This is a genomic window from Sphingomonas sp. (assembly GCF_042095875.1).
Taxonomy (GTDB): domain Bacteria; phylum Pseudomonadota; class Alphaproteobacteria; order Sphingomonadales; family Sphingomonadaceae; genus Sphingomonas.
This window is the reverse complement of the sequence record NZ_JBELMJ010000007.1, coordinates 89,751-108,865: the sequence shown is the minus strand read 5'-3', so window position 1 is coordinate 108,865 and position 19,115 is coordinate 89,751. Positions and strand designations below refer to the sequence as shown.

Annotated in this window: 24 protein-coding genes; 16 read left to right on the top strand and 8 right to left on the bottom strand. The window is 66.7% G+C overall.

All coding sequences use genetic code 11. The features are described from left to right. Positions 1 to 86: 86 nt before the first annotated feature. The 4 genes from ACFDS6_RS04690 (at position 87) to ACFDS6_RS04675 (ending at position 3,053) form a co-directional block, all read left to right on the top strand. Entirely contained in the window at positions 87 to 1,607 is a 1,521-nt protein-coding gene (locus ACFDS6_RS04690; protein WP_375270944.1) for a TIR domain-containing protein, read from the top strand. A gap of 177 nt (positions 1,608 to 1,784) precedes the next feature. Further along, complete coding sequence (locus tag ACFDS6_RS04685; RefSeq protein ID WP_375270943.1) at positions 1,785 to 2,105, top strand: HNH endonuclease signature motif containing protein; 321 nt, start codon at positions 1,785 to 1,787, stop codon at positions 2,103 to 2,105. Between the two features lie 78 nt (positions 2,106 to 2,183). Then, positions 2,184 to 2,318 (top strand): hypothetical protein, encoded by a 135-nt coding sequence (locus tag ACFDS6_RS04680; RefSeq protein ID WP_375270942.1) that lies wholly within the window; start codon positions 2,184 to 2,186, stop codon positions 2,316 to 2,318. Between the two features lie 96 nt (positions 2,319 to 2,414). Beyond that, positions 2,415 to 3,053: an opacity protein gene (locus ACFDS6_RS04675; RefSeq protein ID WP_375270941.1), complete on the top strand. Its 639-nt coding sequence runs from the start codon at positions 2,415 to 2,417 to the stop codon at positions 3,051 to 3,053. Positions 3,054 to 3,188: 135 nt separating this feature from the next. Here the strand turns inward: ACFDS6_RS04675 and ACFDS6_RS04670 are convergent, their stop codons facing one another. From ACFDS6_RS04670 to lepB, 4 genes are all read right to left on the bottom strand, one after another. Next, a complete protein-coding gene (locus ACFDS6_RS04670) occupies positions 3,189 to 4,082 on the bottom strand; it encodes an alpha/beta fold hydrolase (RefSeq protein ID WP_375270940.1) in 894 nt (297 codons plus the stop codon). Beyond that, positions 4,079 to 4,375 carry an EthD family reductase gene (locus ACFDS6_RS04665; protein WP_375270952.1) on the bottom strand — a complete coding sequence of 99 codons (297 nt, stop codon included), beginning with the start codon at positions 4,373 to 4,375 and terminating at the stop codon, positions 4,079 to 4,081. Before ACFDS6_RS04665 ends, ACFDS6_RS04670 begins: the two co-directional genes overlap by 4 nt. A gap of 236 nt (positions 4,376 to 4,611) precedes the next feature. After that, entirely contained in the window at positions 4,612 to 5,307 is a 696-nt protein-coding gene (gene rnc, locus ACFDS6_RS04660) for a ribonuclease III (RefSeq protein ID WP_375270939.1), read from the bottom strand. After that, positions 5,304 to 6,119: a signal peptidase I gene (lepB, locus tag ACFDS6_RS04655; RefSeq protein ID WP_375270938.1), complete on the bottom strand. Its 816-nt coding sequence runs from the start codon at positions 6,117 to 6,119 to the stop codon at positions 5,304 to 5,306. Before lepB ends, rnc begins: the two co-directional genes overlap by 4 nt. A 130-nt stretch (positions 6,120 to 6,249) precedes the next feature. Here lepB and pgi point away from each other — a divergent pair, with 130 nt between their 5' ends. From pgi to ACFDS6_RS04625, 6 genes are all read left to right on the top strand, one after another. Next, entirely contained in the window at positions 6,250 to 7,767 is a 1,518-nt protein-coding gene (pgi, locus tag ACFDS6_RS04650) for a glucose-6-phosphate isomerase (protein WP_375270937.1), read from the top strand. Beyond that, entirely contained in the window at positions 7,764 to 8,144 is a 381-nt protein-coding gene (locus ACFDS6_RS04645; protein WP_375270936.1) for a DUF4174 domain-containing protein, read from the top strand. The genes pgi and ACFDS6_RS04645 overlap by 4 nt, the downstream gene beginning before the upstream one ends. Positions 8,145 to 8,196: 52 nt before the next feature. Then, on the top strand, positions 8,197 to 8,409 hold the full coding sequence (locus ACFDS6_RS04640; RefSeq protein WP_375270935.1) for a type II toxin-antitoxin system VapB family antitoxin: 213 nt from the start codon (positions 8,197 to 8,199) through the stop codon (positions 8,407 to 8,409). Beyond that, the gene (locus ACFDS6_RS04635; protein ID WP_375270934.1) at positions 8,406 to 8,822 is read left to right on the top strand and encodes a PIN domain nuclease; all 417 of its coding nucleotides are present in this window, start codon (positions 8,406 to 8,408) and stop codon (positions 8,820 to 8,822) included. The genes ACFDS6_RS04640 and ACFDS6_RS04635 overlap by 4 nt, the downstream gene beginning before the upstream one ends. Beyond that, positions 8,822 to 10,171, top strand: a complete 1,350-nt coding sequence (gene gorA / locus ACFDS6_RS04630; RefSeq protein WP_375270933.1) for a glutathione-disulfide reductase — start codon at positions 8,822 to 8,824, stop codon at positions 10,169 to 10,171. The genes ACFDS6_RS04635 and gorA overlap by 1 nt, the downstream gene beginning before the upstream one ends. A 261-nt stretch (positions 10,172 to 10,432) precedes the next feature. Next, on the top strand, positions 10,433 to 10,984 hold the full coding sequence (locus tag ACFDS6_RS04625) for a fasciclin domain-containing protein (RefSeq protein ID WP_375270932.1): 552 nt from the start codon (positions 10,433 to 10,435) through the stop codon (positions 10,982 to 10,984). 40 nt (positions 10,985 to 11,024) lie between these two features. Here the strand turns inward: ACFDS6_RS04625 and ACFDS6_RS04620 are convergent, their stop codons facing one another. The 3 genes from ACFDS6_RS04620 to ACFDS6_RS04610 are packed head-to-tail and all read right to left on the bottom strand — an operon-like array spanning position 11,025 to position 12,399. After that, positions 11,025 to 11,468: a hotdog fold thioesterase gene (locus ACFDS6_RS04620; protein ID WP_375270931.1), complete on the bottom strand. Its 444-nt coding sequence runs from the start codon at positions 11,466 to 11,468 to the stop codon at positions 11,025 to 11,027. After that, the gene (locus ACFDS6_RS04615; protein ID WP_375270930.1) at positions 11,465 to 11,950 is read right to left on the bottom strand and encodes a vgr related protein; all 486 of its coding nucleotides are present in this window, start codon (positions 11,948 to 11,950) and stop codon (positions 11,465 to 11,467) included. The genes ACFDS6_RS04620 and ACFDS6_RS04615 overlap by 4 nt, the downstream gene beginning before the upstream one ends. A 2-nt stretch (positions 11,951 to 11,952) precedes the next feature. Beyond that, complete coding sequence (locus tag ACFDS6_RS04610) at positions 11,953 to 12,399, bottom strand: copper chaperone PCu(A)C (protein WP_375270929.1); 447 nt, start codon at positions 12,397 to 12,399, stop codon at positions 11,953 to 11,955. Between the two features lie 165 nt (positions 12,400 to 12,564). Between ACFDS6_RS04610 and dnaK the strand changes: the two genes are divergently transcribed. From dnaK to era, 3 genes are all read left to right on the top strand, one after another. Continuing rightward, on the top strand, positions 12,565 to 14,469 hold the full coding sequence (gene dnaK / locus ACFDS6_RS04605; protein ID WP_375270928.1) for a molecular chaperone DnaK: 1,905 nt from the start codon (positions 12,565 to 12,567) through the stop codon (positions 14,467 to 14,469). Between the two features lie 133 nt (positions 14,470 to 14,602). Further along, on the top strand, positions 14,603 to 15,724 hold the full coding sequence (gene dnaJ / locus ACFDS6_RS04600) for a molecular chaperone DnaJ (protein ID WP_375270927.1): 1,122 nt from the start codon (positions 14,603 to 14,605) through the stop codon (positions 15,722 to 15,724). Continuing rightward, positions 15,721 to 16,641, top strand: coding sequence for a GTPase Era (gene era, locus ACFDS6_RS04595; protein WP_375270926.1), 921 nt, complete (start codon positions 15,721 to 15,723; stop codon positions 16,639 to 16,641). The genes dnaJ and era overlap by 4 nt, the downstream gene beginning before the upstream one ends. A 100-nt stretch (positions 16,642 to 16,741) precedes the next feature. Here era and ACFDS6_RS04590 read toward each other — a convergent pair whose 3' ends face one another. Beyond that, positions 16,742 to 17,446, bottom strand: coding sequence for an NAD-dependent deacylase (locus ACFDS6_RS04590; RefSeq protein WP_375270925.1), 705 nt, complete (start codon positions 17,444 to 17,446; stop codon positions 16,742 to 16,744). Positions 17,447 to 17,582: 136 nt separating this feature from the next. On the opposite strand from ACFDS6_RS04590, the gene ACFDS6_RS04585 reads away from it, so the two are divergent. The 3 genes from ACFDS6_RS04585 to ACFDS6_RS04575 all read left to right on the top strand — a co-directional run bounded on the left by ACFDS6_RS04585 (position 17,583) and on the right by ACFDS6_RS04575 (position 19,080). Then, positions 17,583 to 17,888 (top strand): glycine zipper 2TM domain-containing protein, encoded by a 306-nt coding sequence (locus tag ACFDS6_RS04585; protein WP_375270924.1) that lies wholly within the window; start codon positions 17,583 to 17,585, stop codon positions 17,886 to 17,888. A gap of 120 nt (positions 17,889 to 18,008) precedes the next feature. Beyond that, positions 18,009 to 18,440, top strand: a complete 432-nt coding sequence (locus ACFDS6_RS04580; protein ID WP_375270923.1) for an OsmC family protein — start codon at positions 18,009 to 18,011, stop codon at positions 18,438 to 18,440. A gap of 79 nt (positions 18,441 to 18,519) precedes the next feature. Continuing rightward, positions 18,520 to 19,080, top strand: coding sequence for a glycine zipper 2TM domain-containing protein (locus ACFDS6_RS04575; RefSeq protein ID WP_375270922.1), 561 nt, complete (start codon positions 18,520 to 18,522; stop codon positions 19,078 to 19,080). The last annotated feature ends 35 nt before the right edge of the window (positions 19,081 to 19,115 follow it).

Genomic DNA, 19,115 nt, shown 5'->3' with positions numbered 1-19,115 from the left:
CGAGGACGTGGTGGCGGAAGCGGATATGTTCGGTGGCGTAGTGGCGGCGGAGTGACAACTGTGGCTCATCTTGAAGATGTTTTCGATTGTCAGGCGTTCCTACTTACACCTTTGTTACACCTGATAAGTATGATGATATCAAAGTTTCTGTTCGCACCAAAGGAAGATGCCTTGTTCTTGAAGGGCCTTCAGGCATAGGAAAAACTACAACGATAACGAAGCTGCTCGAAGAACTTCAGGGAGATGTTTTTCCAACGGTTTTGAGTGCGCGGCGGCCTGCTGACCTAGAATACATTGAAGGCCTTCCCACAATTAAGGGAGCAGGAGTCGTTATCGTTGATGATTTTCACCGCTTGAATGATGATGCAAAGCAGTCATTATCTGACTACATGAAGGTGCTAGCAGATACTGAAGACAGAGATACTAAGCTGATACTTGTCGGAATCAACAAGTCGGGACAGCAACTTATTAGTTTTGGATCAGATGTTGGACTCAGAATTGACATTTTTCGTTTAGAAGCAAATTCCCCAGCGAAAATTCTCGAGCTTATCGCCAAGGGCGAAAGTGCGCTTAATATTGGCATCGAGCATAAGCGAGACATCGCCGAACGGGCTGGCGGCAGTTTCCAGATTGCACAACTGTTATGCCATAAACTATGCGCGTCAGCCGGAGTGTTAGAAACACCGAGTGACACAGTCCGCATTACACGTTCAGTTGATGCTGTCATCGAAGACACAATGACGGAGCTTTCGCGTCAATTTCAGCAGTCGTCTGTGCTATTTGCTAGAGGTCCAAAGATAAAGCGGGCAGGACGAGCACCTTATCTACATTTGCTACGCTGGCTCTCAGAGACTGAAGACGGAGCTCTAGATATCAGAGATGCGATGAACTCACACCAAGATTTAAAAGGAAGCGTTGGGCAAATCCTAGATAAGGAGTTTTTAAAACGCCATTTGGAGGATCTGGATAAAAAGGTAAATATAAGCTCAACTATATTCTTTGATCAGAGTTCTGGAATCATTGGAGCAGAAGATCCGAAGTACCTCTTCTTTCTCCGAAATCTCGTATGGAGAGCATTTGGACGCAAGTGCGGCTTTGCAGGAGATTATTTCCCGGGGCGCTATGACATAGCGCTTTCGTTTGCTGGATCTGAGCGCCCAGTAGCGAAGCGGCTTTACGAGACCCTTGTCGAGCATGATATACAGGTATTTCATGACTTTGCGGAGCAGCATAAAATTGCCGGTGCAAATGTTGAGGACTACTTAGCGCCTATATATAGGTCCGAGGCACAATATGTCGTTGCTTTACTTAGTCCGGAATATCCAAATAGAATTTGGACTAAAGTAGAGTCGGACCATTTTAAAGACCGTTTTGGAGATGGCTCCGTCATCGGTATACGGTATACAAACACGCGCCCTGGCTACTTCTCCGACGACGCGAGGTATGGAGGCATTGGATTTGATCCCGCTGGCGATGTCGATGAGCAAGTACATCAGATCTGCGACATACTGATCAAGAAGCTGTCTGACGAACGGGATCGAGCCTATCGTGCTTCAGCGGAAGAAGCATCTAATGATAACTACGACGAGTTAAAGTTAGATAGCTAACCTTACACTCGTATTATCATCTTCGCATACCTCCTAGAGCCCCCCCCTTCCCACACGAAGCACACAAACAGCCGCTCGCCAACCCGCCCCCCCACCTCCCCGCACCTGCAATGCAACCCGCGCGCCGCGCCGCGCGTCTGCCCCTCTCGGACCAACGGAGGATCGGTGGCGGGTCGGGTGAAGCGTAAGGCGGGGCTGGCGGAGGCGGAGGCGCTGGTCGCACGCGCGGCGCCGCCGCCCGTCTGCGCGCTGTGCGGCCGGCCGCTGGGCGTGAAGGTCGAGTGGCACCACGTCGTCCCCAAGAGCGAGGGCGGCACGCATACCGAGCCGGTGCACCCGATCTGCCACCGCGCGATCCACGCCGCCGCGGACAACCGCGCGCTGGCGGTCGCGGGGACGCTTGACGCGGTGCGCGAACTGCCGGTCATGCAGCGCTTCCTGCGCTGGATCGCGGACAAGCCGCCCGACTTCCACGCGCCGACCAGGCGCGCGCGCTGACTAACCGAGCAGCGGCGATCGCGCGCACTGTCCCGAGTCGCGGTGGTCGCGCGGCGATCCGGGGCAGCAAGGCAGAAGATGGCGGGCTACGGCGGCTTTGTGGCGGCTGCGCCACCCTACGGCGGCTTTGTGGCGGCGGCGTTCATCGTCGCGAAAGAAAGCGTGTCGTTCCAGTCACAGTCGCGATTTACTGCTCTGTTCCGCGACGATTAGCGCAACCCTGTTCATTTCCGCCGGTTACGTGGGCCTCGGGTTCGCCGCGTCGCGCGGTTGACCGCGATAAACATATAAAACTAACCGAGGTTCATCATGCGTAAGCTCGTTCTAGCGACGGCGGTTGCCGTCTCCGCGCTCGCCGCCGCTCCCGCCTTCGCGCAGGACGCGTCCTACCCGTCGACCACCGACACCAGCTACGGTCAGACGACCACCGATACGGCGACCGCGCCCGACGGCACCAAGGCGTTCGGCATCGACCCGTATTTCGCGATCCGCGGCGGCTGGGAGCAGTTCGACAGCGAGTCGAACAAGGCCGGCATCCCGCAGGTCGACCGCCGCAACAAGCTGAACGGTTCGCTGGTCGAGGGCCTGGTCGGCTTCAACGTGCCGCTGAACGCCTTCTTCGTCGGTGCCGAGGGCAACGTCGCCAAGGGCGTGTCGGGCGACATCGACTGGGAATACGGCGCCGCGGGCCGCTTCGGCTTCCGCGCGGGTGAGAGCGGCCTGTTCTACGGCAAGGTCGGCTACCAGTGGGTCAATTTCGACAAGCGCGTGAACACCAATCGCGACTATGACGACGTTACCTACGGCGTCGGCTTCGAGGTCGGCCCGAAGGACATCGGCCTGGGCGGCGTAACCGGCAACGCGGGCTTCCGCCTGCGCGGCGAAGTGTCGTCGTTCGGCTGGGTCCACAGCTTCCGTCCGACGCTGGGCATCGTGACCCACTTCTGATCGGTTGATCAAACCGCCGCGCCAGTTGCGTAGCGCGCGGCACGCGAGGGGAGCGGGACCAGCAGGGTTCCGCTCCCCTCCTCGCGTTCGGGGCCGAGGCGCGTGCGCAGTTACCCCGCACGACGAGCGACGGGCTCAGGCGCGCGGCAGCCAGTCGGCGAGGATCGCGTTGACCGCCTCGGGCGTCTCCTGCTGCACCCAGTGCGACACGCCCGGCAGCCGCCGGATCGTCAGGTCGCGCACGAACCGCTCGGTGCCATTGAGCGTCTCCAGCCCGAGCGCTGTGTCCTCCTCGCCCCAGACGATCAGCGTCGGCACCTCGACCCTGCCGCCGTTCGACAGCTTCATGCGGTCGCGGTGGCGCGCGGCGGCGCGATACCAGTTGATCATCGCGGTTGCCGCGCCGGGAGCTTGCGCCGCCGCGGCGTAGACGTCGAGCACGTCGTCGGGGAAGCGTGACTTGTCGACCGCCATACCGCGAAACGCGTGGCGCACCGCGGCGGCATCCCGCGCGGTCATCGCCGCCTCGGGCAGCCACGGCAGCTGGAACGCCGCCATGTACCAGCTGCGCCGCCGCTGCGGCCAGTGTTTCAGCGCCTCGGCGAAGCAGACCGGGTGCGGCAGGTTCATCACCACCAGTCGCTCCACGGCACGCACCCGGTTGATCGCGAACATCCACGCGATCGCCCCGCCCCAATCGTGCGCCACCAGCGTCAGCTTGGCCGCCCCGCTCGCGTCGAACAGCGCGGCAGCGTCGGCGACGATGCGGTCGGCGCTGTATTGCTCGATGCCGACCGGCCGCGACGAGGCCCCATAACCGCGCTGGTTGGGCGCCCAGACGCGGTAGCCCATGTCGGCGAGCAGCGGCATCTGGTGGCGCCACGAGAAGTTGAGCTCGGGAAAGCCGTGGAGGCACAGCGCCAGGTGATCGCCCGCCCCGGCCTCGGCCACCTCGAACGTCAGGCCGCCCACCGCGACCGCGCGCACCGCGATCCCGCTGTCTGCGGGCGGCGACCAGGCGGGGGTCACGCCCGGCGGCTGAGCTGGAAGGTCGGGGTCACCCCGCAGAAGTTCGGAATATCGGCGTTGACCTCGGCCGAGCGCGGGTTCGCCAGCGCCTGCTGGAACGCCTCCATCGACGCGAACTCGACCTGCGCGATGGTCGAGAAGGCCGGCTCGCCCGACAGGCCGGCGAGCGCGTGGTAGACGGTCGTGCCCGTCACCGCGTCGCCCCAGATCTCCTTCACCAGCGGCATGTGGTGGCTGGCGTAATAGCCCTCGTCGAACGGCTTGTCGGCGTCATAAGGGTAGACGACGGTCATGGTTACCACGGGCGCGCTCCTCTGCCTGACCGATCATCTACGCAGGTCGCGCCGTGATGGGTCCGGGCGTTGTCGTAACCGTTGTGGGGCGCGAGCGGCAAGCGAGCGCGAACGGGCCATGAGGTTAGCCGGCTCAGGTCATCCCGGATTAGATCCGGGATTCCGGCTTTCCATGCCTCGGCACAAGGAAGCGGGACCTCAAATCAAGTCCGAGGTGACGTTCAAGGCGGATTGTCCTAGCCGCGGCGGCGGCGCTTGGCCGGCGGGACCTGTTCCTGCAACGCGGCGAGCAGCGCGGCGGCGGCGGCGGTCTCCGCCTCCTGCTTGCTGGTCCCCGTCGCGCTCGTGTCGTCCTTGCCGACCGCGACGCGAACGGTGAAGCGCGGCGCGTGGCCGGGGCCGGAGCGATCGGTCACCTCGTATGCCGGGGTTGCGCGGCGATTGGCGGCGGCCCATTCCTGGAGCGCGGACTTGGGATGCTGCGGCGCGGCGGCGCCGGCGTGGAGGCGATCGGCCCACAGCCGGCGGACGACGTCGCGCGCCGCGTCCAGCCCACGCTCGCGGTAGAGCGCGCCGAGCAGCGCCTCCATCACGTCGCCCAGCACATTGTCGCTGCCCGCCGCGCCGTCGTCGCGCGCCTGCTTGCCGAGCCGCAGGTAGGGCGCGACGCCCAGGTCACGGATCACCGCCGCGCAGACCGAACCGGTGACGAGCGCGTTGAACCGCTTCGACAGATTGCCCTCGGGCTCGTCCGGGAACGTCTCGTACAACCACTCCGCCATGACGAGGCCCAGCACGCGGTCGCCGAGGAACTCCTGCCGCTCGTAACTGTCGCCGGCGTGGCTCGAGTGCGTCAGCGCGCGCTGGTACGGGGCGATGTCGCGCGGGCGATAGCCGAGCCGCGCCTCGATCCAGCCGGCGAGATCGCTCAAAAGCCCTCCCCGATGCGGCTCCACCGCGCCGCCGACACCCAGGTCCACGGCTTCAGCCACTCGGCCGATCCGTCGGTCGACCAGAAGTTGACGATCGCCTTGCCCTCGATCCGCTCCATCGGAATGTAGCCCATCCCCTCGGGCGGGGCGAAGCGGCTGTCGGCGCTGTCGTCGCGGTTGTCGCCCATCAGGAACACGTTGCCGGCCGGCACGCGGTACACCGGCGTGTCGTCGGCGATCGCGATATATTCCTGGTCGAGCACGCGGTAGCTTCGGCCGCCGGGCAGCGTCTCGCGGAACTGCGGGTAGCGGCAGATCGGCTGGTTGTCCGCGCTCACGTCCTGGAACTGCGTGCCGCACTTGTCCTCGGTGAAATTGGGCGTGATCGGCACGATGAAGTCGGCGACGCGCTGTTTCGGGATCGCGCGGCCGTTCAGGAACAATTGCCCGCGGCGCATCTGGATCGTGTCGCCGGGCAGGCCGATCACGCGCTTGATCACGTCGTGGTCGTCAGGCTCCATGCTGCGGAACACCACCGTGTCGCCGCGCGCCGGGTCGGAGGCGAAGATGCGCCCCGGGATCAGCGGCAAGCCGAACGGCAGCGACCAGCGCGAGTAGCCGTAGTTCCACTTCGACACGAACAGGTAATCACCGATCAACAGACGTGGCAGCATCGACTCCGACGGGATCGAGAAGGGCGCGAAGATGAACGAGCGCAGGATGAAGACGAACAAGGCGAGCTTGAGCAGGAAGCGAAGCGTTTCGTTGGTCTCGGACGCTGCGGTCTTGCCCGCGGTGGTGCTGGTGGCCATGAGCGTCCGGTCGCGCAAGCGGCGGTGCGCGTCAAGCGGCGGTTTCAGGACAGCTGTTCCGGGCTTCGGACCCTTGGCGCGGCTCGCCCGTTCGGGCGCACGACGGATGATCGAAGTGGGATGAGAGACAATGGCTGACTGGTCAACGATCGAGGCACTGCCGCAGGAACGACTGGAGGCGCTGTTCGCCGCCGATCCGGAGCGGCTGAAGCGGCTGACGCTCGACGTCGCGGGCATCCACTTCGACTGGGCGAAGACGCACCTGACGCCTGACATGATCGCGGCGTTCGAGCAACTCGCCAAGGAGTGCGACCTGGCGGGCAAGCGCGAGGCGATGTTCTCGGGTCAGCACGTCAACGTGACCGAGGACCGCCCGGTCGAACACACCGCCGAGCGCGGCGAGGGCAATCCGGACTCGGTCGCGCGCGCCGGCGCCTATCACGCGCGGATGCGCGCGCTGATCGACGCGATCGAGGCAGAGGCGTTCGGCGCGGTCAATCATATCCTGCACGTGGGCATTGGCGGATCGGCGCTGGGGCCGCACCTCTTGGTCGACGCGCTCGGGCGCGACAGCGACCGCTACGACGTGGCGATCGTCTCCAACGTCGACGGCATGGCGCTGGACGACGTATTCGACCGCTTCGACCCCGCCACCACCTTGCTGGTCGTCGCGTCCAAGACCTTCACCACCACCGAGACGATGATGAACGCGGAAAGCGTCATCGCCTGGATGGAGGGTGCGGGCGTCAAGGACCCGTACGGCCGCGTCGTCGCGGTCACCGCCTCCCCCGACAAGGCGATCGAGTGGGGCGTCGACGAGACGCGCGTCGTGCCGTTCAGCGAGGGCGTCGGCGGGCGCTACTCGCTATGGTCGTCAATCGGCTTCCCCGCCGCGATCAAGCTCGGCTGGGACCAGTTCGAGGAGCTGCTGGAGGGCGCGGCCGAGATGGACCGGCACTTCCGCCTGTCCGCGCTGCACGAGAACGCGCCCGCGCTCGCCGCCTTCGCCGACCTCTATTACACGCAGGTGCGCCACGCCGAGACGCGCGCGCCCTTCGCCTACGACGAGCGGCTGCGGCTGTTGCCGAGCTATCTCCAGCAGCTGGAGATGGAGTCGAACGGCAAGGGCGTGACCGTCGACGGCGAGCCGGTCGGGCGCCCGACCGCGCCGATCACCTGGGGCGGCGTCGGGACGGACGCGCAGCACGCGGTGTTCCAGTTGCTCCACCAGGGCACGCATCTGGTGCCGGTCGAGTTCCTGGCGGTGATCGAGGCGGGCGACACGTTGCCCGAGGATCACCACAAGAATTTGCTGCTCAACGCCTTCGCACAGGGTGCCGCGCTGATGAAGGGGCGCGCCAACCCCGACGATCCCGCGCGCGCCTATCCAGGCGACCGGCCGTCGTCGACCTTGCTGCTCGACCAGCTCGACGCGCGGACGCTCGGCTCGCTGATCGCCTTCTACGAGCACCGTGTGTTCGTGAACGGCGTGCTGCTGGGCATCAACTCGTTCGACCAGTTCGGCGTCGAGCTGGGCAAGGAGATGGCCAAGGAAGCGGCGAAGGGCGGCGGTGACTTCGACCCCTCGACCAACGACCTGATCGCGCGCGCGTTCGGCGACGACGAGAGCGACGAAGAACGGGCATGATCGTCGCGCTCGCCGTAGCGGCCGCGAGCGTGCCGAGCGTTGCCGAGATGCGGTGGCAGCGCCGCGTGCTTGTGGTCGCCGCGCCGGCGGCGGGCGACCAGGCGCTGGCGGCGCAGCGCGAGGCGCTGCTCGGCTGGCGACAGGGTGCGCGCGACCGCGACGTACAGGTGGTTGAGCTGATCGGCGATCGTGTGACGGGCGCACGCGACACGGCGGCGGCGTTGCGCGCGCGGTTACGCCTGCCGCTCGACCGGTTCGCGCTGGCCCTGATCGGCAAGGACGGCCACGTCGCGCTGCGCTCGGGCGAGCCGGTGTCGGCCGAGGCACTGCAAGATCGGATCGACGCGATGCCGATGCGGCGCGCGGGGCAGCGCTGATTGCGACGCCGCCGCCAAATCGCTATGTGTACGTCTTGACGGAGCAATACACATGCGCACCAACATCGAGATCGACGACGCGTTGATGGCCGAGGCGATGGAAGCGCTCGGCGTGACCACCAAGCGCGAGGCCGTCGACAAGGCGCTGCGGCGGATCGTCCGATCCACGCGCCAGTTGAAGGCACTCGACGCGCTGCGTGGCAGCGGCTGGGATGGTGATCTCGACGCGATGCGGACCGACAAGCCTCTACCCAGCCACGGATGATCCTGCCCGACTCGAGCGTGTGGATCGACCTGCTGGCGGCGCGCGACACGGCGCAGGCCAATCTCCTGCGGCAGTTGCTCAACGAGAATTTCGTTGTCGGGGTGGGCGACCTGATCCTGACGGAGGTGCTTCAGGGCACGCGCGGCGAGCGGCATTATCAGGAAACGCTGGCGGTGCTGTCGTCGTTCGAGCAGGTCACGATCGTCGGCAGGAACGTCGCCATCGCTGCTGCGCGCAACTATCGACACCTGCGTTCGCTCGGCATCACCGTACGCAAGACGATCGACACGCTGATCGCGACGCGCTGCATCCTCGACGCGATCCCGCTGCTATACAGCGACCGCGATTACGACCCGTTCGTCCAACACCTGGGCCTGCGCTCGGCGATGGACCTCGACCCCGGAGTGAATTGATGGCCGACTACGATTACGACCTGTTCGTCATTGGCGCGGGCTCGGGCGGCACGCGCGCGGCGCGGGTGTCGGCGGCGCACGGGGCGAAGGTGGCGGTGGCGGAGGAGTACCGCGTCGGCGGCACCTGCGTGATCCGCGGCTGCGTGCCCAAGAAGCTGCTCGTCTACGGCGCGCATTTCGCCGAGGACCTGAAGGATGCCAAGCGGTTCGGCTGGCAGGTGCCCGACCAGTGCGCGTTCGACTGGAAGACGCTGACCTCGAACGTGTTCGAGGAGGTCGACCGGATCAACCGCGCCTATACCACGACGATCGAGAACAGCGGCGGCGAGATCATCCACCAGCGCGCGACCATCTCCGGCCCGAACGAGGTGACGCTCGCCGACGGGACGAAGAAGACCGCCAAGACGATCCTGGTCGCGGTCGGCGCGCACCCGATGGTGCCCGAGTGCCCGGGGTACGAACATGGCATCACCTCCAACGAGGCGTTCCACCTGGACGAAGTGCCGCGCCGCATCCTGATCGCGGGCGCGGGCTATATCGCCAATGAATTCGCCGGCATCTTCCATCAACTCGGCGCGCACGTCATCCTGATGAACCGCAGCAAGGAGATCCTGCGCGGCTACGACCTGCAGATCCGCGACCGGTTGCTCCAGATCAGCATGATGAAGGGGCTGGAGTTCCGCTTCGACGCGACGTTCCAGGGTATCGAGAAGAACGACGACGGCTGCCTGACGGTCAGCATGGCAAACCACGAGCCCGCCACCGTCGACGTGGTGATGTTCGCGACCGGGCGCCTGCCCAACACGCGCGGGCTCGGGCTGGAGAGTGCGGGGGTCGAGGTCGACGAGCTGGGCGCGATCAAGGTCGACGCGGACAACCGCTCGACCTGTCCGTCGATCTACGCGGTCGGCGACGTGACCAACCGTATCCAGCTGACCCCGATCGCGATCCGCGAGGGGCAGGCGTTCGCCGACAATCTGTACGGCGGCAAGTCGACGCGGGTCGACTACGACTGCGTGCCGTCCGCGGTGTTCAGCCACCCGCCGATCGGCGCGGTCGGGATGACCGAGGCGGAGGCACGGCAGAAGCTGGGCTCGGTGCGGGTCTATTCCTCCGACTTCCGCCCGATGAAGAACGTGCTCGCCAACCGCGACGAGCGCGCGCTCTACAAGATGGTGTGCGACGGCGAGACCGACCGCGTCGTCGGCATCCACATGATCGGGCCCGACTGCCCCGAGATCATCCAGGCGGCGGCGGTCGCGGTCAAGGCCGGGCTGACCAAGGCGCAGTTCGACGCCTGCGTCGCGCTCCACCCGACGATGGCAGAGGAACTGGTGCTGATGAAGTAAGGTGCGGGCGGCTCGGGATTGCGACTGCAATCCCGAGACTCGCCACGTCGGGCAGCGGGCGAGCGCAGCTCGTCCGTCCGACGGCGTGGCTAGCCGGCGAGGCTCGACCAGTCGGCCGCGCCCATCCCGCCCTATCCTCGACCGCGAGCGATCGGGCGCCGCGCGCAATCCGTCCGGCGACCGAACCAAACTTTAATCTGCATCAATTCGCCCGGTTCGAGCGTATCTTCGTCGGCTCGATGGACGGGCCGGAGATGGATCATGCTACGCAACAAGATGTTCGGCGCGCTCGCCGCCGCGACGCTGCTCGCCGGTGCCCCCGCGATCGCCAAGACCAACCCGCGCGTCGGTGGCGCGGCGATGCTGCCGACCAAGACGATCGTCGAGAATGCGTCGGCGGCAAACAACCTGACCACGCTGGTCACCGCGGTGAAGGCGGCGGACTTGGTCAGCACGCTGAGCGGCCCGGGCCCGTTCACCGTCTTCGCCCCGACCAACGCCGCCTTCGCGAAGCTGCCCGCGGGCACGCTCGACACGCTGACCCGGCCGGAGAACAAGTCGCAGCTGTCCAACATCCTGACCTACCACGTCGTGTCGGGCAAGATGACCGCGAAGGACATCGCGGCGGCGATCAAGGCGGGCGGCGGCACCGCCACGCTGACCACGGTGCAGGGCGAGCCGCTGACTGCGAAGATGACGGGCGGCCGCCTGGTGCTGACCGACGCGAAGGGCGGCACGTCGATGGTGTCGACCAAGGACGTGATGCAGTCGAACGGCGTCGTTCACGTCATCGACACGGTGCTGATGCCGTGAGCCGGCACGCGGGCGGGAGCGGTCGCTCCCGCCCGCTCGCCTATGCCGCGACCGACCCGCGGTCGCGCGCGATGACCGCGAGCGTCAGGCGCGAGATGCAGACGAGCTTGCCCGCCTCGTCCTCGATCCGGATCGACCAGATCTGCGTGATGCGCCCGCGCGATTCCGGCCGTGCGGTGGCGTAGACGTAACCCTCGCCCGCCGGGCGCACGTGATTGGCGTTGATCTCCAGCCCGACCGCGCCGAACCGCGCCGGATCGACCGTCATCGCCCCCGCGATCGAGCCGATCGTCTCCGCCAAGACCACCGACGCGCCGCCGTGAAGCCGGCCGTAAGGCTGCTTGGTGCGATCGTTGACCGGCATCTTCGCACGAAGCCAGTCGTCGCCGACCTCGACGAACTCGATGCCGAGATAGCCCGGCATGCTGTCCGCGCCGATCGCGGTCAATTTCACCAGGTCGGGAACCCCGTCGTGCCAGATCATCGCGCATGTTCCCCTTTGTCGGTGCCGAACGGCAGGATCGTCTCGTACTGAACCAGCGGCGGCGCGCCCGCCACCTGCGCACCGCGGCGCAGCAGGAACGCGTGACGCACGATCTCCGCCTGCTGCTCCAACCCGTAGCGCGCGAGCGGCCAGCCGGGGCGGACCGTATAATCGTACCGGCAGAAGGGATGGCGCGCGAGCGGGAGGTAAACGCCGCGCTGGTGCTGCCAGACGTGGCACATCTCGTGAACGAACAACCCCTGCTCACCCAGCGACGCGTGCGCGAAATCGTCCCGCCACAGCTCGCCCCTGGGGTGGAAGTGGATCGTGCCCGCGGGCGCCATCACGGTACCCCGCGGCTGAAAGAAGATCCACTTGCGGTTCGACACCCGCACCCGCGCGTAATCCACCGCGTCGCCGTAGACCGAGCGCGCGAGGTTGATCTCGCCCTCGGTCAATGCGCGCGCGGTCGGATCGCTCATCCTCACTCCGGCCCGCTCGCCCCCGCGCTGACCACCTTGGCCTCGGCGACCGCGGTCTCGCCGTCGGCGAAGCGGAAGGTCATGGTCGCGGTCTTGCCGGGCGTGAGCGTTGCGGGCACGTCGAATAGCATCGCGTGGCGCCCGCCGGGCTCGAACGGCAGCGTCGCCCCCGCGGGCAGGTCGACGGCCGGGGTCGCGTCCATCGTCATCATGTCGCCCGCGGTCATGCGCGACAGGTGCAGCTCGACCCGCGGCACGCCCGCGACCGTGACGCCGGTCAGCTTTGTGTCCGCCCTGCCGCCGTGCAGCGTGAAATAGCCCGCCGCCGGGCGTCCCGGCACCGCGGCGAGCCGTATCCAGGCGTCGCTCGCCGCCGGCGCCTCGACCTTCGCGCACGACGCGGTCACCGCCGCCGCGGCCGCCAGCACCGCCCACATCCGCCTGTTCACGAAATTTCTCCCAGCCTGGAACAACGCAGCCGGACTAGTCGCGGCGAAATCTTGCGGCAAGGAGTGCGCCACCTATATCGCGCCCAGACATGGAGGGTTGCGCTGCCGTAACGGGGTGTAACTCTCGGTTTTTTTTCATCGTTGTAGGGGCTAGGCAAAGCACTCATGGCAAAAGTTATCGGTATCGATCTGGGCACGACCAACTCGTGCGTTTCGGTGATGGAGGGCGGCAAGCCCAAGGTGATCGAGAATGCCGAGGGCGCGCGCACCACGCCGTCGATCGTCGCCTTCGCCAAGGATGGCGAGCGGCTGGTCGGCCAGCCGGCGAAGCGCCAGGCGGTCACCAACGGCGACAACACGATCTTCGCGGTGAAGCGCCTGATCGGCCGGCGCTTCGACGATCCGGTGACCAAGAAGGACACCGAGCTCGTCCCGTATCACATCGTCAAGGGCACCAATGGCGACGCCTGGGTGCAGGCCGGCGGCAAGGATTACTCGCCGTCGCAGATCAGCGCCTTCACGCTGCAGAAGATGAAGGAAACCGCCGAGAGCTACCTCGGCGAGACGGTGACCCAGGCGGTCATCACCGTCCCCGCCTACTTCAACGACGCGCAGCGCCAGGCGACCAAGGATGCCGGCCAGATCGCAGGGTTGGAAGTGCTGCGCATCATCAACGAGCCGACCGCGGCGGCGCTGGCCTATGGCCTCGAGAAGCAGGACGGCAAGACGATCGCGGTCTATGACCTGGGCGGCGGCACGTTCGACGTCTCGATCCTCGAGATCGGCGACGGCGTGTTCGAGGTGAAGGCGACCAACGGCGACACCTTCCTGGGCGGTGAGGATTTCGACAACAAGATCGTCGATTTCCTGGCGCAGGGCTTCCAGAAGGACGAGGGCATCGACCTCACCAAGGACAAGCTCGCGCTGCAGCGCCTGAAGGAAGCCGCGGAGAAGGCGAAGATCGAGCTCAGCTCGGCGCAGTCGACCGAGGTCAACCTGCCCTTCATCACCGCCGACCAGAACGGCCCGAAGCACCTGGTCAAGACGATCAGCCGCGCCGACCTGGAGCGTCTGGTCGAGGACCTGATCAAGCGCACGCTGGAGCCGTGCAAGAAGGCGCTGGCGGACGCGGGCGTCAAGGCGGACGACATCAGCGAAGTGGTGCTGGTCGGCGGCATGACCCGCATGCCGCGCGTGCGCGAGGTGGTGAAGAACTTCTTCGGCAAGGACCCGCACACCGGCGTCAACCCGGACGAGGTCGTCGCGATGGGCGCCGCGATCCAGGCGGGCGTGCTGCAGGGTGACGTCAAGGACGTGCTGCTGCTCGACGTGACGCCGCTGTCGCTCGGCATCGAGACGCTGGGCGGCGTGTTCACGCGCATGATCGACCGCAACACGACGATCCCGACCAAGAAGTCGCAGACCTACTCCACCGCGGACGACAATCAGCAGGCGGTCACCATCCGCGTGTTCCAGGGCGAGCGCGAGATGGCGGCGGACAACAAGCTGCTGGGCCAGTTCGACCTGGTCGGCATCCCGTCGGCGCCGCGCGGCGTGCCGCAGATCGAGGTCACGTTCGACATCGACGCCAACGGCATCGTCAACGTCAGTGCGAAGGACAAGGGCACCGGCAAGGAGCAGCAGATCCGCATCCAGGCATCGGGCGGCCTGTCCGACGCCGACATCGACCAGATGGTGCGCGACGCGGAGAGCTTCGCTGAGGAGGACAAGAAGCGCCGCGCCGCTGCCGAGGCGAAGAACAACGCCGAGAGCCTGATCCACACCACCGAGCGTCAGCTCGCGGATAACGGCGACAAGGTCGACGCGTCGCTGAAGGGCGAGATCGAGGCGGCGATCGCCGAGGCCAAGACCGCGGTCGAGGGCGGCGATCCGGACCAGATGAACGAGAAGGCGCAGGCGCTCGCGCAGGTCGCGATGAAGCTCGGCCAGGCGATCTACGAGAAGCAGGCGCAAGGCGAGGCGAGCCCGGGCGGCGACGCCGACGCATCGGCCAAGAAGGACGGCGACGACGTGGTCGACGCCGAATTCTCGGAAGTCGACGACAAGTAATCCCTACCTCCCTCTCCCCGCCGGGGAGAGGGTCGGGGAGAGGGGCCGGGTTCTCGACAGAGAGACAGGCTTGTAGCCGCCCTCCCCTCTCCCAACCCTCTCCCCGGCGGGGAGAGGGCTAAATGAGGCCGGCATGAGCACCACGATCGACTATTACGAACTGCTCGAATGCGAGCGCACCGCGGACGCCGGCACGATCAAGTCGTCGTACCGCAAGCTCGCGATGAAGTACCATCCCGACAAGAATGCCGGCTGCAAGGATTCCGAGGCCAAGTTCAAGGCCGTCAGCGAAGCCTATGACTGCCTGAAGGACCCGCAGAAGCGCGCGGCCTACGATCGCTTCGGCCATGCCGCGTTCCAGGGTGGCGGTGGCGGCGGCGGCGCGCAGGACTTCGGCGGCTTCTCCGACATTTTCGAGAGCGTTTTCGGCGAGTTCATGGGCGGCCGCCAGCAGGGCGGACGCGCGCAGCAGCGCCGCGGCGCCGATCTCCGCTACGACATGGAGATCACGCTCGAGGAAGCCTATCACGGCAAGCAAAGCGATATCACCGTCGACATCTCGGTCGCGTGCGACACCTGCCACGGCTCGGGCGCGAAGCCCGGCACCCACGCGCACCAGTGCAAGACCTGCGCGGGCCACGGCAAGGTGCGCGCGCAGCAGGGTTTCTTCGTGGTCGAGCGCGCCTGCCCCGCCTGCCACGGCTCGGGCGAGGTGATCGACACGCCGTGCAGCGACTGCCGCGGCGAGGGCCGGGTCGAGCAGACCAAGACGCTGAGCGTCAACGTGCCCCCCGGCGTCGACGAGGGCACGCGCGTGCGCCTGTCTGGCGAGGGCGAGGCGGGTGCGCGCGGCGCGCCGCCGGGCGACCTCTACATCTTCCTCCACGTCAAGCGGCACAATCTGTTCGAGCGCGAGGGCACCACGCTGTTCGCGCGCGCGCCGATCAGCTTCACCACCGCGTCGCTCGGCGGCACGATGTCGATCCCCGGCCTCGACGGTCGCGCGCACGAGATCCGCATCCCCGCGGGCATCCAGTCGGGCAAGCAGCTGCGCCAGCGCGGCGCCGGCATGCCGGTCCTCCAGGGCCGCGGCCACGGCGACCTGGTGATCCAGATCGACGTGGAAACGCCGACCAAGCTGTCGACGCGCCAGCGCGAATTGCTGGAGCTGTTCCGCGAGACCGAGACGGGCGACGAATGCCCGCAGAGCCAGGGCTTCTTCTCGCGGCTCAAGAACGCGTTCGCCGGGGAGTGAGCGAGATTTCGAAAGTGGATACGGCCGCGCAGCGCTGCGGCCTCGTCGCCGTCGTCGGCGCGCCCAACGCGGGCAAGTCGACGCTGGTCAACGCGCTCGTCGGGCAGAAGGTCGCGATCGTCAGCCCCAAGGCGCAGACGACGCGCACCAAGCTGATGGGCGTGGCGATCCGCGACGAGACGCAGCTGCTGCTGGTCGACACGCCCGGCATCTTCGAGCCCAAGCGCCGCTTCGACCGCGCGATGGTCGCCGCCGCCTGGGGCGGCGCGGAGGGCGCGGACGTGATCGCGCTGGTGGTCGACGCCAAGGGCGGGCTCGGCCCCAAGGTGACCGAGATCGCCGAGGCGCTGAAAGGCCGCTCGGAGCCGATCTACCTCGTGCTCAACAAGGTCGATCTCGCCGACAAGCCCAAGCTGCTGCTCCACGCCGAGCGGTTGAACGCGATGCTGCCGTTCGCCGAAACCTTCTTCATCTCCGCGCAGACCGGCGATGGGGTGAAGGAGTTGAAGGACGCCTTCGCCGCCGCGATGCCCGCGGGGCCGTGGCATTATCCGGAGGATCAGGTCTCGGACGCGAGCGAGCGCGCGCTCGCCGCCGAGGTCACGCGCGAGCAGCTCTACCTCCAGCTCCACGCCGAGCTGCCCTACGCCAGCGTGGTCGAGACCGAGAAGTTCGAGGAACGCGCCGACGGCTCGGCCGAGATCCACCAGCAGATCCTGGTCGAGCGCGTGACGCAGCGTGCGATCGTGCTCGGCAAGGGCGGCGCACGCATCCGCGGGATCGGCGCCCGCGCCCGCGCCGAACTGGCGGTCCTGCTCGACCGCCCGGTCCACCTCTACCTCCACGTCAAGGTCAAGCCCGACTGGGACGAGGACCGCAGCGTCTACCGCGACCTGGGCCTCGACTGGGTCGACTGAGCACCCGCCACCCTCCCCGTTATCCCGGCCTCGAGCCGGAATCCCGCTACCTTCTCTACACCGGCAGACAAGCGGAACTCGGGACCGACAGCGCGCTCGCTCAACCGTGCCCCAGCACCGCCTCGACCCAAGCCGGCACCAGCACGCCCGCCGGCCCCAGCCGCGTTTCGTCGAACCAGTCGCTCCCGGCCGATCGCTCCAGGTTGAGTTCCAGCGTCCGCGCGCCGTGATGCGCCGCCAGCTGCACGAACCCCGCCGCCGGATAGACCGCACCCGACGTGCCGATCGACACGAACAGGTCGCACTGCGCGATCGCGACCTCGATCCGGTCCATCTGGTACGGCATTTCGCCGAAGAACACGATGTCAGGGCGCAGCGCATCCTCGCCGCAGTCCGGGCAGGGCGCGGCGGGCGGCAGCGCGCCCGTCCACTCGTGGCGAATGCCGCACAGGGCGCACAGGGCCGAGCGCAGCTCGCCGTGCATGTGGAGCATCCGCGTCGCGCCCGCGCGCTCGTGCAGGTCGTCGACGTTCTGCGTCACGATCAGCAGCTCGCCCGCCCAATCCGCGTCCAGCCGCGCCAGCGCCTGGTGCGCCGCATTGGGCTCGACAGTCGCCAGCCCCGCGCGACGCTCGTCGTAGAAGCGGTGCACCAGCACCGGATCGCGCGCCAGCGCCTCCGGCGTGCACACGTCCTCGACGCGGTGCCCCTCCCACAATCCGCCGGGCCCGCGGAAGGTCGCGATTCCGCTCTCCGCCGAGATGCCGGCTCCGGTCAGGACGACGATGTTGCCACCATTGCTCATCGCACCGGCTTAACGCCTTATCGCCCCACCCGCACCTGTCGCGTTTCATGAACGCGACGTTGTTTCCGGTTCATGCAACCCGTGGCAAACGCGGCTCGTTTCTTGAACGGAACTGATGAGAACCGGGAGATTGTTCATGCGTAACTTGATGCTTGCTCTGGGTGCCACGACCATGGTCCTGCCGACGCTGGTCGCGACCACGCACGACGCCGACGCGCGCAAGCGCTATTCCTACCGCGAGTGGCGCGGCAACGACGGCCGTCTGCGCTGCCGCAAGCCGAACGGCACCACCGGCCTGGTCGTCGGCGGCGTCGCGGGCGCGCTGGTCGGTCGCACGATCGACACGCGGGGCGACCGGACGCTCGGCACCGTGCTGGGCGGCGTCGGCGGCGCACTGGCGGGTCGCGAGATCGAGCGCAGCGGGGATCGCCGCTGCCGCTGATCGCGGACCAACCGCCGGCGCGGGCCGGCGCGTGATGATCGGTTGATGCAACCGAATGGAGCGGGTGCGGTTCTGTCGACGGAACCGCATCCGTTTATTTATCTGGATCAAGGAGCAATCATGTCGGTCAGAAGCGCATCCGCCCGTTACGAAGGTCTCGGCAAGAGCGGCAAGGGTCACGTCTCGACGCAGTCGGGCGTGCTGTCCGACAATGCCTACGGCTTCAACACCCGGTTCGAGAACGAGCCCGGCACCAACCCGGAGGAGCTGATCGCCGCCGCGCATGCGAGCTGCTTCACCATGGCGCTCAGCTTCGCACTCGCCGAGGCGGGGCACAGCGATGGCACGCTCGACACGAAGGCCAAGGTGACGCTCGACAAGGACGGCGACGGCTTCACCATCACCAAGTCGGCGCTCGAACTCACCGCCGATGTTCCCGGTATCTCCGCCGATGAATTCGCCAAGATCGCCGAAGAGGCGAAGGCCAACTGCCCGGTGTCGAAGTTGCTGAACGCGGAGATCACGCTGACCCACACGCTGAAGACTGCGTGAACGGGTCGTAGTTTTCCATTCACGCAACGTGCGCGTGCGCGGTTGGTTGTTGTTGCATCAATCAGGATGGAGTTGTTCGATGCGTATCATTCTTGCCGCCACGCTCGCCGCCACCGCGATCACCGCCGTGCCCGCGATCGCGCAGACGCCCAATCAGGCCCGGCGCGAGTACAACCGCGATGTACGCGACGCCCGCCGCGAGTACCGCGAGGACCTGCGCGACGCCGACAACCGCCGCGAGGTGCGCGACGCGCGGCGCGAGTATCGCGACAACGTGCGCGACGCCCGACGCGACTATCGCGGCGACGTGCGCGACTGGCGCCAGAACAACCGCTACGACTACAACCGGTTCGAGCCCGGCCAGCGCGGCTATTACGCCGACCGCTACTACCGCGACGGGCGCTATTACCAGACGCGCTCGCTCGGCCGCAATGACCGCATCTATCGCGGTCGCGACAACCGCTACTATTGCCGCCGCAATGACGGCACGACCGGTTTGGTCGTCGGCGGGCTGGCGGGCGGCGCGCTCGGCAACATCATCGCGGGCGGCGGTTCGCGGCTGCTCGGCACGCTGATCGGCGCGGGCGGCGGCGCCTTGCTCGGCCAGTCGGTCGATCGCGGCAACGTGCGCTGCCGCTGATCGGACGCGCGGTCGCGATGGAGGGGCCCGGCGTG

Bases quoted from the DNA above. Each gene is read 5' to 3' on its own strand.
- ACFDS6_RS04575 (WP_375270922.1), top strand. From the start codon at position 18,520: ATGCGTATCATTCTTGCCGCCACGCTCGCCGCCACCGCGATCACCGCC.
- dnaJ (WP_375270927.1), top strand. From the start codon at position 14,603: ATGAGCACCACGATCGACTATTACGAACTGCTCGAATGCGAGCGCACC.
- ACFDS6_RS04640 (WP_375270935.1), top strand. From the start codon at position 8,197: ATGCGCACCAACATCGAGATCGACGACGCGTTGATGGCCGAGGCGATG.
- dnaK (WP_375270928.1), top strand. From the start codon at position 12,565: ATGGCAAAAGTTATCGGTATCGATCTGGGCACGACCAACTCGTGCGTT.
- ACFDS6_RS04665 (WP_375270952.1), bottom strand. From the start codon at position 4,375: ATGACCGTCGTCTACCCTTATGACGCCGACAAGCCGTTCGACGAGGGC.
- ACFDS6_RS04645 (WP_375270936.1), top strand. From the start codon at position 7,764: ATGATCGTCGCGCTCGCCGTAGCGGCCGCGAGCGTGCCGAGCGTTGCC.
- ACFDS6_RS04615 (WP_375270930.1), bottom strand. From the start codon at position 11,950: ATGAGCGATCCGACCGCGCGCGCATTGACCGAGGGCGAGATCAACCTC.
- ACFDS6_RS04580 (WP_375270923.1), top strand. From the start codon at position 18,009: ATGTCGGTCAGAAGCGCATCCGCCCGTTACGAAGGTCTCGGCAAGAGC.
- ACFDS6_RS04675 (WP_375270941.1), top strand. From the start codon at position 2,415: ATGCGTAAGCTCGTTCTAGCGACGGCGGTTGCCGTCTCCGCGCTCGCC.
- ACFDS6_RS04590 (WP_375270925.1), bottom strand. From the start codon at position 17,446: ATGAGCAATGGTGGCAACATCGTCGTCCTGACCGGAGCCGGCATCTCG.
- lepB (WP_375270938.1), bottom strand. From the start codon at position 6,119: ATGGCCACCAGCACCACCGCGGGCAAGACCGCAGCGTCCGAGACCAAC.
- pgi (WP_375270937.1), top strand. From the start codon at position 6,250: ATGGCTGACTGGTCAACGATCGAGGCACTGCCGCAGGAACGACTGGAG.
- ACFDS6_RS04625 (WP_375270932.1), top strand. From the start codon at position 10,433: ATGCTACGCAACAAGATGTTCGGCGCGCTCGCCGCCGCGACGCTGCTC.
- ACFDS6_RS04585 (WP_375270924.1), top strand. From the start codon at position 17,583: ATGCGTAACTTGATGCTTGCTCTGGGTGCCACGACCATGGTCCTGCCG.
- ACFDS6_RS04680 (WP_375270942.1), top strand. From the start codon at position 2,184: ATGGCGGGCTACGGCGGCTTTGTGGCGGCTGCGCCACCCTACGGCGGC.
- ACFDS6_RS04620 (WP_375270931.1), bottom strand. From the start codon at position 11,468: ATGATCTGGCACGACGGGGTTCCCGACCTGGTGAAATTGACCGCGATC.
- gorA (WP_375270933.1), top strand. From the start codon at position 8,822: ATGGCCGACTACGATTACGACCTGTTCGTCATTGGCGCGGGCTCGGGC.
- ACFDS6_RS04635 (WP_375270934.1), top strand. From the start codon at position 8,406: ATGATCCTGCCCGACTCGAGCGTGTGGATCGACCTGCTGGCGGCGCGC.